Genomic DNA, 15,525 nt, shown 5'->3' with positions numbered 1-15,525 from the left:
CGACCAAGTAAAAGAAGCACAGAAAAGATGGGCGTGGACAAGTCGACGATTTTACGAGAGTTCAGACGAAACAAAGGTCAACGCGGCTGGCGGCCAAAACAGGCGCAATCATTACGTGATGAGTGCAAGCAAGCCTGTATCAATATGGCAAGCAATTCTCATCGGAGAGCTGGGCGGAAGTCGAGAGGTTGATCCGGGAAGACCTCAGCCCAGAACAAGCCGCCAATCGGCTTAAGCTGGAAGGCGAACTGCTAATAGGCAACGGCGTGCGCATCGCTCATGAGTACAACATCGGCGTATTTCGCTCTGACGTTTCTTCTACCAGCCAGTACGGCTGGCTTTAGATCATCGCCGTATTAACGGGCAATTAGCTAAACATACGCCTGTACTTTTGTTTTCGCGTTAAGTAGCTATCCTGTTGCGATATCGTCCTGTAAAGTTTCACTGCCTGAGCAGACTAACCTCCGTATTCGAAAATTTGACTTAGCCGATCCATGCCTGTTTTACAGAGGAGTTAAAAATTGATCCAATCAATTTCGATAAAAGCGATAGACGAGACAACATTTCAGTTGGGACGGGGCGTTTGTGGAAATTTTGAACGTGCAATCGAACTCGAATGGCTGGTCAAAAATGGCATGGGAGGATACGCTTCTGGCACGGTCGGCGATCTGAATACGCGCCGCTATCATGGCCTGCTCATGGCCGCGTTGTCCCCTCCAGCGGGACGCACCTTGCTGGTAGCAAAGGTGGATGCGACGGTGCGTTATGGGAGCAAAACCTATCATCTCTCCTGCAACGAGTTCGCTGACGGTACGGTAACACCGCACGGATACCTTCACCTCGAGTCTTTTTTTCTGGAGGGCACTGTCCCGGTGTGGCATTACGCGCTAGCAGACGCATTGATCGAAAAACGTGTGCTGATGGCACCTGGGCAAAACACCACTTATCTGCATTTCCGTGTATTGCGTGCAAGCGATACGCTCGAACTCGAACTGACGCCACTGTGCACATACCGGGATTACCACAGCCACAACCAGGGTGGCTGGGATATGCCTATCCGCGGGATAACGAATGGCTTCGAAATACATGCATTCCAAAGCGCGCGCCCCTACCGTGTAATGTGCGATGGCGCCCAATTTATTGCTGACCCTGCTTGGTACTGGAATTTCAAACATCGAATGGAGACCGCGCGTGGGCTAGACGATAGCGAAGATCTATTCTGTCCCGGTCGTTTTACCCTGGCTCTCGGTGATGGGCAGGATGCGACATTGGTGATTTCCGCCGAATCGGCTTCACCGGAAGATTTTGCTGTTGTCTGTGCGCGCATTCACGAATCCTCGAAAGCGTTGTTTGCCGCGCTTCCCTCCGATGCACCACGCTGGATAAAACAGATGGCACTGGCAACCGACCAATTTATTGTCGATCGTTACCATGGTGGCCATCCGGCGGGCAAAACCGTCATCGCCGGTTATCCTTGGTTCGGCGACTGGGGTCGTGACACCATGATTGCATTGCCCGGTTTGACCCTGGCGTTACAGCGTTTTGATATAGCCGCCAGCATCTTGCGCACGTATGCCGCGCACATCAGCGAGGGTATGTTGCCGAATCGCTTTCCCGACCATGACGAAACGCCCGAATACAACGCAGTTGATGCAACGTTGTGGTATTTCCACGCAGTGGATCAATACACCAAGCGTAGCGGTGACATCGCACTGGCAAAAGAACTTTATCCGGTACTCGTCGATATTCTCGAATATCATCGCAAAGGCACACGCTATGGCATCAAGGTCGACATCCATGATGGCTTGCTGGATGCCGGTGAGGACGGTACGCAATTGACCTGGATGGATGTCAAGATCGGCGATTGGGCAGTAACGCCGCGCATCGGCAAGCCTGTCGAAGTAAATGCGCTTTGGTACAACGCATTGGTTATCATGGCCGATTTGAGCAAGCAGCTGGGCAAGATAGAATCGGCTGACGAATATCGTGAAGCGGCGGCGCAAGTACGTTCAAGCTTCCAGCGTTTCTGGAACGACGAACAAAGCTATTTGTATGATGTGATCGATGGACCGGAAGGTGTGCCTGATTTTAATGGACGAAAGTACGACTCGCGTTTGCGCCCCAACCAAATATTGGCAGTAGCGTTACCCAATAGTGCGTTGGATAAAAATCAGCAAAAAGCTATCGTGGATATCTGCGCGCGTGAGCTGTTGACCTCTCATGGCTTGCGCAGCTTGGCGCGCAATCAACCTGGTTACGTTGCTTACTATCGGGGTAATCCCGTGCAACGCGATGCGGCTTATCACCAAGGCACCGTTTGGGCCTGGCTCATCGGGCCGTTCGTTGATGCGCACTACCGCGTCTACCGGGATGCGGACAAAGCGCGCTCCTTTCTTGAGCCGCTGGGACTGCACCTTGGCGAGGCTTGTGTCGGCAATGTCAGCGAGATATTCGATGCCGAACCACCATTCGCACCGCGCGGTTGCTTTGCCCAGGCATGGAGTGTTGCGGAAGTGCTGCGTGCATGGCTGGATTTACATGATGTCTCAATTGGAAAAGGAAAATGAATATGAGTATCGCCTCGACTCCGCCCACATTACAGCCAATAAAACCGAGCAGCCAGAACGCACCCCTCAGCAAGGAAAAAAAACGGCTCATCGCGCGAGAAAAAGATGAGCCTGAATGGTCTAGATGGGGGCCTTACTTAAGCGAACGCCAATGGGGAACGGTCCGTGAGGACTATAGCCCGCATGGTGAAGCCTGGGAATATTTCAGCCACGATCACGCACGCAGTCGCGCCTATCGCTGGGGTGAAGATGGCATCGCCGGGATCAGCGACAAATTCCAGCACTTATGTCTGGGGCTGGCACTGTGGAACGAGCGCGACCCGATTTTGAAAGAACGCCTGTTCGGGTTGACCAACAATGAGGGCAACCACGGCGAAGATGTCAAAGAGCTGTATTACTACCTGGATGCCACACCGACCCACTCTTATCTGAAGATGCTCTACAAATATCCCCAGCAGGCGTACCCCTACGCATGGCTGGTGGAGGAAAATGGGCGGCGTGGCCAGGACATGCCGGAATTCGAGCTGATCGATACTGGCGTCTTTACCGATGACCGCTACTTCGATGTGTTCGTGGAATACGCCAAGGCCGACCCGCACGATATTCTGATGCGTGTTACCGCGCACAATCGCGGCCCTGACGACGCGCCGCTGCACATTCTGCCACAGCTATGGTTCAGAAACGAGTGGACATGGGATGAACAAACCACAAAACCGGAAATGTCAGTCTCTGAACAAAATGCCATCAGACTGCAACACTCAAAATTGGACACTTATTACTGCCACTTCGATGGTGCGACAGAATTGCTCTTCTGCGATAACGAGACCAACGTACAACGCCTGTACGGCACAGACAATAAAGGTTATTTCAAGGATGCTTTTCACGAGCATATCGTTCATGGCAACCCTCACGCCGTCAATCCGTTGCAAAGCGGCACCAAAGCGGCAGGACACTTCGTTTTTACAATACCGGCACATGGGAAGATTGAGGTTCGCTTGCGTCTTACCCGGGCCGAGAACACGCGGCCTTTCAAGGATTTTGATTCCATTTTTAATTTGCGCCAGGCCGAGGCTGACGAATTCTATGCCGTGCTGCAAACCGATATTGCTGACGAAGATGCGCGCCTGATCCAGCGCCAAGCCTTTGCCGGCATGATCTGGAGCAAGCAGTTCTACCACATCGATATTCCCATATGGCTGAAAGGTGATCCGAGCATGCCCGCACCGCCGAAGGAACGACACCACGGACGAAACAGTGAATGGCAGCATCTGAACAATGCAGACATCATTTCAATGCCCGACAAATGGGAATATCCCTGGTATGCCGCATGGGATCTGGCTTTCCACTGCGTCACGATGGCGGACATCGATCCGGTATTCGCCAAGAATCAACTCCTGCTGATGACACGCGTCTGGTACATGCATCCGAATGGACAGATTCCCGCTTACGAATGGGCTTTCGGCGACGTCAATCCACCAGTACATGCATGGGCTGTGTGGGAGGTGTACAAGGCCGAATGCGATGCAAACAATGGCAGTGGTGACCTGGATTTTCTTGAGCGCGAGTTGCACATGCTGCTGCTGAACTTTACCTGGTGGGTCAACCGCAAGGATATCGATGGACACAACGTGTTTCAGGGCGGTTTCCTCGGTTTGGATAACATCGGCGTGTTTGACCGCAGTGCGCCACTACCCACCGGCGGTTATATCAATCAAGCCGATGGCACCAGCTGGATGGCCATGTATGCGCTCAATCTGATGCGTATTGCACTCGAGCTGGCGCAGCATAACCCTACCTATGAGGAGATTGCCACCAAGTTTTTTGAGCACTTTCTGTATATTGCACACTCGATGAACAATATCGGCGATCAAGGTGTCGGCCTGTGGGATGAAAAAGATCAGTTTTTCTACGATGTGCTGCGTATACCCAATGGCAGGATGATGCCGCTCAAGGTCCGTTCCATGGTGGGTCTCATCCCGTTTTATGCCGTGGAGATTCTGGAGCAGGAGATACTTGATCGGCTGCCGAATTTCAAACGGCGGCTGGAATGGTTCATGAAAAATCGTCCCGAGTTGGCAGCGCTCGTCTCTCGCTGGCAGGAACCGGGACGGGGCAACCGTCACCTGCTATCGTTGCTGCGCGTCCACCGCATGAAAGCCCTCTTGCGGCGTATGCTGGATGAGACCGAATTCCTTTCCGACTATGGCATACGATCGCTCTCGCGCGCCCATAAAGATGCGCCCTATATCTTCAGCTGCATCGACAATCCGATGAGCGTCAGCTACCAACCGGCCGAATCAGAATCGGGGATGTTTGGCGGCAATTCCAACTGGCGCGGCCCAATCTGGTTCCCGGTCAATTATCTGTTGGTAACTTCGCTGCGCCGCTTCGCCGAATTTTACGGAGATGAATTCAAAATTGAATGCCCTACCGGTTCCGGAAACATGCTCTCCATTCATGCCGTTGCCGACGAACTGGCACTGCGCTTGACGCGCTTGTTCAGACGCGATGATTCAGGGCAGCGACCAGTGTTCGGCGATCAAACCAAGTTTCAGGAAGACCCACAATTTCGGGACTATATTTTGTTCCATGAGTATTTCCATGGCGACACCGGTCGCGGGGTGGGCGCCTCGCATCAAACCGGCTGGAGTGGCTTGGTAGCAAAGCTGCTGCAACCGCACAAGGACGATTGACTCAACCAAAAAATATCAAAAATCAGCTCACAGGAAATAATTTCGCTAGGCTGCTATTACTGTAAGATTGTTGGCGAATGTATTTATAGCTCTCCTGTGTACTTGGACGGGAAAAATACAGATGATGCACAACGAGAATTAAATAGTGCATTTATCAACTAAATTCGGGGGTGATTCAGATTTTTATTTCAATTAAAACAATAACTTATAAAATAAAAGCCAGTTTATGCACCTTACAGACGCCTTTGTCGGCATTTTTTAGGGTGTCTACTTTACGTTGGGCCCCAAGGTGAAAAACGGTCGTATGGACGCCATTACTTCATATTTGCAGCCCGGCCGCTTGGCTGATGTTCTCGCGCTCATCCAAGTTCTGGCCTATGACCAGGACACATACCGAAGCGAAGAGGGACTGAACGACGAGTTGCAGAGTAAAGCCTTCCGTTGGCGAAACCTGGATGGCTCTCGCCAAGCAACACCCGGAATTCTTCCGTGTGCGCAATGACCCAACTCGAAAACCACGGGTTGCACTCTTGGCGCGCTATGTGCTCGATCACAAGCAACTACCGGATGGAGAGGAGAAGCGCCCTCCACTCGAAGCGACAGTCGCGAACAAGCTAATGGAGCTTGCAATACAACTGCACGACAAGCAGCTCGAACGAAAGAATCGATGGAGGACGATAATTCTTCCTATGGCCGTAGCTGTCATCGCTGCGGGCGCATCAATTACCGCGGCAATCATTGGTACGAGCAAGCCAACCGCGCCAGCTGTGGCCCAACAAGTCGCTCCAGCGGACCGCCCGCAAGCGGGCGGCCGCTGAGCGTCAGCGTTAGACATCTCATACCTCGTAACGAAGGAGCGCACTATGGACGCATTAACACAGACAAAACTTTCCCGGCGACATTTTATTCAACTGACGCTCGCAGGATCGTTGGCCCTTCAGGCATCAAGCCATGCATTCGCCCAGGCTACTGGCAGCCGGGTGAGCGAAGAAGCACCGCTTCTGCCGCCGCTTACCCCGGAGGTGGAAACAAGGACGCTCGACAAGCTACACAAAGCCGCCCTCGCTCAAGGCGCTGACCTGATCGTCTATGCGGGCGGAGATCTGCCCAATGCACAGGCCGCCGTCGAACAGGCCTTCAAGACACGCTTTCCTGGCATGAACATCCGCATCCTTGTCGACCTCAGCAAATATCACGACGCGCGGATAGACAATCAGCTTGCGCGCGGCAAGCTTGAATGCGACGTTGCACACCTGCAAACCCTACATGACTACGACCGCTGGAAAGCAGAAGGGCATCTATTGCTCTATAAGCCCTTGGGCTGGGAGCACGTCTACCCGGATTTTCGCGATCCCGACGGAGCCTACGTGGCGGTCAATGTTTTTTGCTTCAGCAATATCATCAATACCGGGCTAATCCCTGAGGCAGAAGCCCCACGCGACGCATTAGACTATCTCGATCCAAAATGGAAAGAGCGGATCGTCCTGACCTATCCGCACGATGACGACGCCGTGCTGTACCAATTTGACCGAATCATCAGCGAGCGCGGCTGGGGCTATATGGACCAGCTGATGACGCAGGATGTGCAATGGATTCGTGGTACGGTGCCGGCACGCCTGGTCGTTGCGAAGGGTGACAAGGCCGCGACCTTTACCGCCTCGGGCCCTTTGACCACGCCTCCCGGCAGCCCGTCCAAGCTCATCCTGCCGAAAAACGACAGCTTTCTCACCTGGCCTCAAACGGGCGCCATTTTCAAGGCTGCGCGTCATCCGGCAGCAGCGAAGCTCTACATGAGTTGGCTGCTGTCGAAGGAGATGCAGGAAGGTCGCGGGCTATGGCCAGTGCGGCGCGACATGTCATCACCGGAGGGATTCGGACCGGTCATCAACTACCCTACTTATCCGGTACGTTTCCGTGCCTTCATGCAGGATCGTGCGCGCATTGAGCGCCTGAAATTCCAGATGGAGCACTACATTGGGGCCATCCAAGGACAGAATCCAACTCAAGTCCACGGACTGTATCCCGTTGGACGATGATTGATGATGTTCGTCCTTCCAGGTCGATGTCTAACAAGCCATTCTGAAAACGCCCGTTTCAACATCCATAATTAGTCATGATTTTTGTTGCGGAGAGTGTGTACAAATGAACTAGCGCTTCGAACAAATTGTCCTCGTAGCTTTACTGCTGATATCGCTAGCCGCTCACTCGCAAACCGAAGGAAAAGCCTTTGTGCCAGACGAGGTCTTCGCCGGTCGTTCTGAGGGCAAGGGAGAGATGCAGCTTTTTCTAGGAAAAATTCGCCCATTTACCGTTGAAAGCCTTGGGTCAACAAGCTGATGGCCGGTTTAGGCTTGAACAAAACGTGCGGTTTGAAGGGGAGCCCGTTGAGTCACGTTCTTGGATGATGTGGCAAACCACCCCGGGTCATTACTCGACAACGCTTACCGAAGCTTCAAGGCTCGCCGTGGGTCGCACCGATGGAAACCGACTAACTTTGCGCTACCCACTGAAGGGTTGGGGCTTGATCATGCATCAAATTCTTGATCTCACTAACAATGGTCGGACTGTAGTGAACTACGGCAGTATTCGTTTCTTGGGCATCCCAATCGGTCAGCTGCGAGCAACGATCCAGTTGACGCATTAAACGTCGTGCTCACACATAAAGAATTGCGCGGCAATAAACGCCTGCATCGCTTTACGCTACGTGGAAAAATCAAGGTAGATGGGCAGTGGAAGTTGGACTGCATCATGCATAAGCTCTATCATTTCGTCACCGAGTTCCACTTTTACCAAAATGAGGAGTATGCATGAAAGTAAACGCACAATGGATTTCCAGGATCTTTGTCTTTCTTGCTTTAGCATCATCAGCCACCGCGCACGCGCAGACAGTCGATGTGAAGGCGTTGGCCGAGCGTTTGAAGCAAGGTGGCTACGTCATTGTCTTTCGCCACGGAGCGACCAATCGCGATCAGGCGGACACTGACCCCCTAAATTACGACAACACGGCCAAGCAGCGCTTGTTGAGTGAAGGCGGCAAAGCATTAGCCACCCAAGTGGGTGCTTCTTTAAAAGCCTTGCAAGTTCCAATTGGCAAGGTTCACACCAGCAAATTCAATCGGGCGGTAGAAACCGGGAGGTTGATCGGTGGCACTGAAGTGGCATCCACTCTCGATATCACTGAAGGCGGCCTCGTCGTCACGCCCATCGAAAATGATCGTCGGGCTGAGGCATTGAGAAAGATGGCAGCGACACCCCCTGAACAGGGAAAGAACACGCTCCTGGTCACGCATAAGCCGAACATCATCGACGCCTTCGGAAAGGATTGGTTCGAAGTAAAAGAGGGAGAGGCATCGATCTTTCAACCGGATGGAGCAGGAAAGGCAGTCCCGATTGCTCGAGTCCAGGCTATTGAGTGGATCAAGGCTGTAAAGTAAACACGTAGCCCTTCGTTCTCCCAGCACTAACCCTTTATATCAAGGCGCTGTCCCCAGTGTAAACTCCGGGAGCATACTCATCGGTTGTTGCGCATTTTGTCCGGCAATGTAATGTTAAGTTCAAGTACGTCATATTCGCCGTGCTTCTCTAATTGAACATTGATAGATTCACGATCGATATGAATATATTTTGCAATCACAACCATCAGCTCTTCTTGAAGTGCAGGTAGATAGTCTGGAGTGGAAGCACCTCTTCCGGCACGTTCGTGAGCGAGAATGATCTGTAAACGTTCTTTAGCGACGACGGCAGTTTTTTTTTCGTTGCCGCGTAGGTAGTTGATTAAGCCAGCAATCATGGACATCTCAGCGGCCTCCCAGCAGTCGTTTAAAAAAACTCTTTTTTTCTGCGGTAACGAAGCGCATCGGCAATCCTTCATCGCCCATGAAACGTCCCACTACATCTCGGTAGGCTTCAGCCACGTCGCTCTTATCTAGATGGATAGCTGGGGTGCCAGCATTAGAGGCTTGGAGTACTGATTCCGATTCCGGAATCACACCAATCAATGGAATACGTAAGATTTCCTGGATGTCAGTAACCGACAACATTTCCCCCGCCTCTACTCGCTTGGGATCGTAACGAGTCACCAGCAAATATTCTTTCACAGGTTCAAGGCCATCCACCGCCCGTTTGGATTTAGCTGCGAGAATTCCAAGAATACGATCCGAATCTCGCACCGACGAAACTTCCGGATTAGTTACGATCAAAGCTTCATCTGCAAAATACATTGCGGTGAATGCGCCTGATTCAATGCCTGCCGGGGAGTCACATACGATACAATCAAAACTTTCTTTTAGCTCGTTAAGAATGCGCTCGACACCTTCCAGGCTGAGTGCATCTTTGTCTCGAGTCTGGGATGCGGGGAGAATGTACAGGTTGTCGCAGTTCTTATCTTTAATAAGTGCCTGTTTAAGGGACACCTCGCCATTGATGACATTGATGATGTCATACACCACACGCCGCTCGCAGCCCATGATGAGATCCAGGTTACGCAAACCCACATCGAAATCGATGACAACCGTTTTGTTTCCCCGTAGGGCGAGACCGCTGGAAAAACTAGCGCTGGTTGTGGTTTTACCTACACCACCTTTTCCTGAAGTAACTACAATAACTTTAGACACGTTTATATTCCTGAACAAAATTTAGGTATATTTTACCCGTAAATGAGGAATCTAAAGAATTCCTTTAGCTCAGCAAGGGCTGAATAATCAAATCAGAGCAATCCAGATGTACCTGAACGGGTTTGCCGCGCAAATTTTCGGGAATACCGTTCTCAAATACCTTGAAACAGCCTGCAATGGAAACCAGTTCTGCTTCCAGGCTATGCACGAAAATACGCGCACTCTCGTTGCCTTGAGCACCCGCAATAGCCCGACCGCGCAGCGGGGCGTAAATGTGTATATCTCCGTCAGCAATCAGTTCAGCACCTGCATTAACAACACCCAATACAACCAAACTGGCCCCTTCGGCATAGATTCTCTGACCCGTACGAACTGGTTTACTGATTATCATGGTCGGACGGAAAGTGGGGGGTGTTTGGGGACCTGGTTTTTGAATCTGAGTATCTGAGTCAAGGATGCGGCTGTTATTGGGTTCACCCGCTCCAGTTTCTATCCCCAATCCCGGCAGTTCCGGCTGGTTATCTTCTGCATTAATGCTTGAGGTTGTCGTGGAAGTCGATGCCGACTTTAATGCGGGCCTGATAATCGTGTCAGGAAAGAGTCCCAAGCCTGACTGTACGGCGGCTTCCTGCTGTTCAGTGGAACCCCCAACAACACCCGTGGCACGCATACCATGATCCAGCATGAATGACATAAGACCCGTAAAATCTGGCGAAATGTTGAAATTCGCGATGGCAGAGAGATCAAGAGCCACGGGTGTATTGGAGAAAAAATCCTGCGTTTTATTAAAACGCATATCCAACTGTTTTTTTAGTTGATCCATGTCGGTTGTATGGACATAGAGTACAAATAAAGAGAGATTGGCAATTTTGAGTTTGAATGCCGGTTCTTCGCGTGCCATATTTTTAAGTTTTTTTAGGGTCTGTTACTAATACTAAGCTTGGTAGGACTGCACCCTCTAAAGTTTGGAAAAAGTCACGCAGTTTAACGATACCTTTCCTAACCTATGCAAATGCTGGAGCCAATGTTCAACTTTGCCAAAACTTCCACCACTGGCGTGGCTTAGCAACTGGCTTAACACCATCTTTCGCGAAGTTTTTGTCTAGCACGCGCTGTGAATCGTCTCGTAAATCTTTCAGTCCCAGCGCATCGTAGGCCTGTACTATAATTTGCAGAGCTTCGCGTGTAACCGGAGCCTGCGGAAAATCAATGAGCACGCCATTAGCACGGTTGAGAGCGGCCACATAGGCTCTACGGCGTAAATAATAACTTGCGACTTGCGTTTCATGACGTGCCAGCGCGTTAACTAAATATTGCATACGTAATTTCGAATCGGCTGCATATTTGCTGTTAGGAAAGCGTGTAACCAGATCCTTAAAAGCATCAAAAGCCTCGCGCGGTGCCTTGGGGTTACGCTCGGATAAGTCTGGATGAAATCCCTCGCCAAATAGACCGAGATCTTCATCGAAATTGACCAATCCTTTCAAGTAATAGGCATAATCCACGTGCGGACTGTTCGGGTATTGCTTAATAAAGCGCTCCACCGCAGAAAGTGCCAATTCAGGTTCACTTTGCTTGTAATGTGAGTATGCAATCTCCATCTGCGCCTGCTGCGCATAACGGCCGTAAGGGTATCGAGATTGCAAGGTCTCGAATAGTTTTATAGCGCCAGGATAATTGGCATTATTTACCTGTTCCATGGCCTGGGCGTAGATTCCCTCGGCGGAATCCGCTGTCGCGGAAGCGGGTTTCTCATCCTTCGGAGAGAAAATATTACACGCAGTTAGCATGAGCAGCAGAATTAAAGTTAAACTATGACGCATGGCAGAATCCAAAAAAATGTTATCCAATTATACCGCAAACCTTTCTGCACCTAACCCGCTTACATTGAAGACTATCCCACTTTCGTTCAAAGTTCCCGACGAATACGCCGGGATGCGCCTTGATCAGGTATTAGCCAAGCTGTTGCCAGAGTATTCTCGCAGCCGTCTGCAAGACTGGATCACGCAGCAGCAGGTTAAACTCGATGGGGCGGCCGCCACTTCCAAACAAAAAATATGGGGTGGCGAAGAGATTGAAGTCATACTTCAATCGAATCCTGCCGAACAACCTTATCAGGCCGAGGATATCGAGCTAAACATTTTATTTGAAGATGACAGCATACTCATCATCAATAAACTGGCAGGACTGGTGGTACATCCAGGGAGCGGGAATTGGAATGGCACTCTGCTCAACGCCTTGCTCCATCATTCGCCTCAGCTTTCAGAAATACCGCGTGCCGGCATTGTGCATAGGCTGGACAAGGATACCAGCGGATTGCTGGTCGTTGCAAAAACACTTACCGCGCAAACGGCGCTGGTGCGCCAATTGCAGGCACGCAGCGTGCAGCGCGAATACTATGCATTGGTATATGGCGAAGTGGTACGTGCCGGCACGGTAAATGTACCTATAGGCCGCCACCCTACGCTGCGCACGAAGATGGCAGTAGTGGAAGACGGGAAACCCGCAACCACGCATTACACCATAGCGGAGCGTTTCCCCGGCTGCACCCTGCTTCGCTGCAAATTGGAAACCGGGCGCACCCATCAGATCCGCGTTCATCTTGCCTATATTCGCCATCCGTTGGTTGGCGACTCTGTCTATATAAAGGGAGCACAAAAATGTGCACCACAATTACGTTCCATTTTGGCCGTTTTCCCACGCCAAGCGTTGCACGCGACTCAACTTGGGCTGGAACATCCAATAACGAGTGAATGGTTAGAATGGCAAGCCCCCATGCCAGACGACATAACACAGCTATTAAAAAATATCAGGAGCACATTAAATGAACCTGCTTGAACACTGCATTATCCCTGACTGGCCGGCTCCAAAAAATATCAGGACGCTACAAACCACACGCAATGGAGGGATAAGTGCTGCTCCCTATGACAGTCTCAATCTCAGCAGCAACGTAGGCGATGCGCCTTTAGCCGTAGCCCGCAATCGCATGCTGCTGGAACCAATGTTGCCAAGCGAGCCGGTGTGGCTTAAACAAGTACATGGTGTGGTAGTAGCTGATGCAGCTCAGGCCGAATGTTGGCCCGAGGCCGACGCCTGTGTATCTACACACCCCGGCGCGGTATGTGTAGTAATGACGGCGGATTGCCTGCCCGTCTTGCTGTGCAATGATAAAGGCAGCGTAATCAGCGCAGTACATGCAGGATGGCGTGGATTGTGCGATGGGGTCATTGAACACACCGTGCGTGCCATGGACGTACCTCCCGATACGCTCATGGCCTGGCTTGGACCTGCAATCGGCCCACAAGCTTTCGAAGTAGGCGATGAAGTACGTACAGAGTTTATTGGCAAAGACCAGCAAGCCGCTGCTGCCTTCGTGCCTGACACACCTGGAAAATGGTTCGCCGACATTTATCAACTCGCACGTCTGCGCCTGAATGCATCGGGTGTTACGCGTGTGTACGGCGGCGGCCTGTGTACCTATACAGACAGCGCAAATTACTTCTCGTATCGGCGCGATAATGTGACGGGGAGAATGGGAACATTTATCTGGCTGGATAAAAATTCCCGTGCTTTCAGCCCTGCGAAAACAGGGTAAACAGATAGTTAATGTGGTGGATGTTTATAAATTTTCCACACCTTATATTCAACACTTCAACCGTTAAATAACATCAGAAAAATCTCATCGGCTTGCCAGTTAAGGTCTGGCAATAAACAAGCCAATCGGGCGAATTAAGTCACAGCAATTTTTTGACCAGATCCGGTATCTCCTACCTCATCTGCATAGCTCGCCAAGCAATTCTTTGATATCCAAAATTAATATAATTTCACCCTCGCTGGACATCGTCACACCCGCTACCCCCTTTGGCCGGAAAGTATCCAATGATTTGATCACCACATCATCGTGTCCAGCAAAGCCATCTGCCGAGAGGATGAAACTGTTTTTTTCAATCTGCATCAGCACACCCACTTCAGGTTTGTCAGTCTGCTCCCAGCCAATCAGACTGGCCAATGAAAGCACCGGCAGAACCTCACCGCGCACCACCATAGTGGCTTTGCCGGCTATCTGCTGCAGATCACTCGGTGGAACCGATAAAATCTCCCGTACCAATGACAGTGGCACAGCAAATGATTGATTGCACAGGCGTAGCAGCAGCACTGGCAGAATCGCCAACGTGAGGGGCAATGAAATGGTGAACTCACTACCCTTACCCGGCACCGATGTAATACTGATCTTTCCACTCAATTTCTCAATGTTGGTTTTCACCACATCCATGCCGACCCCACGACCGGACACACTGGAAATCTCATCTTTAGTTGAAAATCCTGGAAGCAAAATCAAACCTAAGCTTTGTTCATCATCCAGGCTGCTCACCGATTCCGCATTGATCAAGCCCTTCTCGATGGCCTTGTTGCGGATCACCTCGGGACGCATGCCCTTACCATCATCGGTTATCCTGATGATGATGTGATCTCCCTCCTGTTGAGCACTTAAATGCACCAAGCTCTTCGCTGTCTTGCCCACCGCCGCGCGCTGCTCCGAATTTTCCACGCCCGTGATCCACCGCATTGCGAATCAAATGCACCAGCGGATCGTTAAGATCCTCAATCATTGTTTTATCGATCTCGGTCTCTTCACCGGACAACACCAACTCAACATCCTTGCCGAGTTGACGCGCCAAATCGCGCGCCAAACGAGGATATTTATTGAAAAGACGGCCAATAGGTTGCATACGCGTCTTCATCACTGCATTTTGCAAATTCACCACCAGCATATCGAGCTGACTGACCGACTCATCTAATGCAAGTAATGTGGCCGCGTCAGATCGCCCTTGTAAAATGTCCGTGCGTAAATGGGTCAAGCGATTTTTGGTCAATCCAATTTCGCCGGAAAGATTGAGCACTTGATCCAATCGGTCAGTATCAACACGAATTGTGTTGTCCTTGCCCGCCTCATTTTCGCGGCGCCCGGCAGCAGGAGCTTTATTGCCTGGAATATCGTTGGAGCGTCGGCCAAACGAACGAGCTTCTGGCAGTAACGTTTCCACGTTACCTGCAGGCGGCAATGGTGCCTGTGTTGCGGCTGAAGAAGGAGAAGCTAGCACCGCATCGGATCCAGCCTGAACTTGAACGGGTGAAGTACCCACCAAGGCCTGATACAAAACATTCCAGTCTGGACTAGCCATTGATGATGATAGAGAATTATCAACCGCAGATTCGAGCATAGCCCCCTGCGGGGCAACAGTCTGGGTTACAACCGCTTCACCATTCAAGGCAGCGTGCAGTGCGGAAATCAGGTGAGGCGGGGCGGCTTCTGGCTGCCTGTACTGTGCTAATGCGTCAAACATCTGCCTGACCTCTCCTGTGGCTGCAAAAATCGCGTCCATAAGATCTGCATTTAGAATTAATTCACCGTTGCGCAGATTGTCAAACAGATTTTCTGTGAGATGACATAACGTAACCAGCTCCGTCGCATTCAAAAATCCGGCGCCGCCCTTGATGGTGTGGAAGCCACGAAAGATGATATTGAGCAAGTCGCGATCGTGGGGCTGCTTTTCCAAGTCAATCAGTTTACTATCGACATCAGACAACAACTCAGATGCTTCCGTTAAAAAATCCTGCATTAACTCTTCCATGCCCGCAAAATCATTCATT

At 51.1% G+C, this 15,525-nt stretch carries 15 protein-coding genes and 1 pseudogene; 11 read left to right on the top strand and 5 right to left on the bottom strand.

Annotation, left to right across the window (positions count from 1 at the left end):
- The first annotated feature begins 122 nt into the window (after positions 1-122).
- The 9 genes from W01_RS13675 to W01_RS13635 all read left to right on the top strand — a co-directional run bounded on the left by W01_RS13675 (position 123) and on the right by W01_RS13635 (position 8,694).
- Complete coding sequence (locus W01_RS13675) at positions 123-344, top strand: hypothetical protein (RefSeq protein ID WP_173055562.1); 222 nt, start codon at positions 123-125, stop codon at positions 342-344.
- Positions 345-521: 177 nt separating this feature from the next.
- Entirely contained in the window at positions 522-2,567 is a 2,046-nt protein-coding gene (locus W01_RS13670; RefSeq protein ID WP_198421300.1) for an amylo-alpha-1,6-glucosidase, read from the top strand.
- The gene (locus W01_RS13665) at positions 2,564-5,260 is read left to right on the top strand and encodes an MGH1-like glycoside hydrolase domain-containing protein (RefSeq protein WP_242006981.1); all 2,697 of its coding nucleotides are present in this window, start codon (positions 2,564-2,566) and stop codon (positions 5,258-5,260) included. Before W01_RS13670 ends, W01_RS13665 begins: the two co-directional genes overlap by 4 nt.
- 304 nt (positions 5,261-5,564) lie before the next feature.
- The gene (locus W01_RS13660) at positions 5,565-5,762 is read left to right on the top strand and encodes a hypothetical protein (RefSeq protein ID WP_173055560.1); all 198 of its coding nucleotides are present in this window, start codon (positions 5,565-5,567) and stop codon (positions 5,760-5,762) included.
- Positions 5,716-6,078 carry a hypothetical protein gene (locus W01_RS13655; protein WP_173055557.1) on the top strand — a complete coding sequence of 121 codons (363 nt, stop codon included), beginning with the start codon at positions 5,716-5,718 and terminating at the stop codon, positions 6,076-6,078. Before W01_RS13660 ends, W01_RS13655 begins: the two co-directional genes overlap by 47 nt.
- 45 nt (positions 6,079-6,123) lie before the next feature.
- A complete protein-coding gene (locus tag W01_RS13650) occupies positions 6,124-7,296 on the top strand; it encodes an ABC transporter substrate-binding protein (protein ID WP_173055555.1) in 1,173 nt (390 codons plus the stop codon).
- Between the two features lie 275 nt (positions 7,297-7,571).
- Positions 7,572-7,904 (top strand): DUF3833 family protein, encoded by a 333-nt coding sequence (locus W01_RS13645; protein ID WP_338140707.1) that lies wholly within the window; start codon positions 7,572-7,574, stop codon positions 7,902-7,904.
- A gap of 5 nt (positions 7,905-7,909) precedes the next feature.
- Complete coding sequence (locus W01_RS13640) at positions 7,910-8,071, top strand: hypothetical protein (RefSeq protein WP_173051643.1); 162 nt, start codon at positions 7,910-7,912, stop codon at positions 8,069-8,071.
- On the top strand, positions 8,068-8,694 hold the full coding sequence (locus tag W01_RS13635; RefSeq protein ID WP_173055551.1) for a histidine phosphatase family protein: 627 nt from the start codon (positions 8,068-8,070) through the stop codon (positions 8,692-8,694). The genes W01_RS13640 and W01_RS13635 overlap by 4 nt, the downstream gene beginning before the upstream one ends.
- Before the next feature lie 77 nt (positions 8,695-8,771).
- Here W01_RS13635 and minE read toward each other — a convergent pair whose 3' ends face one another.
- The 4 genes from minE to W01_RS13615 all read right to left on the bottom strand — a co-directional run bounded on the left by minE (position 8,772) and on the right by W01_RS13615 (position 11,696).
- Entirely contained in the window at positions 8,772-9,050 is a 279-nt protein-coding gene (gene minE, locus W01_RS13630; RefSeq protein WP_445082534.1) for a cell division topological specificity factor MinE, read from the bottom strand.
- A 7-nt stretch (positions 9,051-9,057) separates the two neighbouring features.
- Positions 9,058-9,873 carry a septum site-determining protein MinD gene (gene minD, locus W01_RS13625; protein ID WP_173055549.1) on the bottom strand — a complete coding sequence of 272 codons (816 nt, stop codon included), beginning with the start codon at positions 9,871-9,873 and terminating at the stop codon, positions 9,058-9,060.
- Positions 9,874-9,937: 64 nt separating this feature from the next.
- Entirely contained in the window at positions 9,938-10,774 is an 837-nt protein-coding gene (gene minC / locus W01_RS13620; protein WP_173055547.1) for a septum site-determining protein MinC, read from the bottom strand.
- Between the two features lie 127 nt (positions 10,775-10,901).
- Positions 10,902-11,696, bottom strand: coding sequence for an outer membrane protein assembly factor BamD (locus W01_RS13615; protein ID WP_173055545.1), 795 nt, complete (start codon positions 11,694-11,696; stop codon positions 10,902-10,904).
- Here W01_RS13615 and rluD point away from each other — a divergent pair.
- A complete protein-coding gene (rluD, locus tag W01_RS13610; protein WP_173055543.1) occupies positions 11,695-12,711 on the top strand; it encodes a 23S rRNA pseudouridine(1911/1915/1917) synthase RluD in 1,017 nt (338 codons plus the stop codon). The genes W01_RS13615 and rluD overlap by 2 nt on opposite strands.
- Positions 12,698-13,468: a peptidoglycan editing factor PgeF gene (gene pgeF, locus W01_RS13605; protein ID WP_173055541.1), complete on the top strand. Its 771-nt coding sequence runs from the start codon at positions 12,698-12,700 to the stop codon at positions 13,466-13,468. Before rluD ends, pgeF begins: the two co-directional genes overlap by 14 nt.
- A 177-nt stretch (positions 13,469-13,645) precedes the next feature.
- Here the strand turns inward: pgeF and W01_RS14795 are convergent.
- A pseudogene (locus W01_RS14795) lies at positions 13,646-15,524 on the bottom strand (chemotaxis protein CheA).
- Position 15,525 lies beyond the last annotated feature (1 nt).

The sequence above is a fragment of the Candidatus Nitrotoga sp. AM1P genome (assembly GCF_013168275.1).
GTDB lineage: Bacteria > Pseudomonadota > Gammaproteobacteria > Burkholderiales > Gallionellaceae > Nitrotoga.
Note: the sequence above shows the minus strand (reverse complement) of the source record. Positions and strands in the feature narration are given on the sequence as shown.

Bases quoted from the DNA above. Each gene is read 5' to 3' on its own strand.
- W01_RS13655 (WP_173055557.1), top strand. From the start codon at position 5,716: ATGGCTCTCGCCAAGCAACACCCGGAATTCTTCCGTGTGCGCAATGAC.
- rluD (WP_173055543.1), top strand. From the start codon at position 11,695: ATGGCAGAATCCAAAAAAATGTTATCCAATTATACCGCAAACCTTTCT.
- minE (WP_445082534.1), bottom strand. From the start codon at position 9,050: ATGATTGCTGGCTTAATCAACTACCTACGCGGCAACGAAAAAAAAACT.
- W01_RS13615 (WP_173055545.1), bottom strand. From the start codon at position 11,696: ATGCGTCATAGTTTAACTTTAATTCTGCTGCTCATGCTAACTGCGTGT.
- W01_RS13650 (WP_173055555.1), top strand. From the start codon at position 6,124: ATGGACGCATTAACACAGACAAAACTTTCCCGGCGACATTTTATTCAA.
- W01_RS13635 (WP_173055551.1), top strand. From the start codon at position 8,068: ATGAAAGTAAACGCACAATGGATTTCCAGGATCTTTGTCTTTCTTGCT.
- W01_RS13665 (WP_242006981.1), top strand. From the start codon at position 2,564: ATGAATATGAGTATCGCCTCGACTCCGCCCACATTACAGCCAATAAAA.
- W01_RS13660 (WP_173055560.1), top strand. From the start codon at position 5,565: ATGGACGCCATTACTTCATATTTGCAGCCCGGCCGCTTGGCTGATGTT.
- pgeF (WP_173055541.1), top strand. From the start codon at position 12,698: ATGAACCTGCTTGAACACTGCATTATCCCTGACTGGCCGGCTCCAAAA.
- minC (WP_173055547.1), bottom strand. From the start codon at position 10,774: ATGGCACGCGAAGAACCGGCATTCAAACTCAAAATTGCCAATCTCTCT.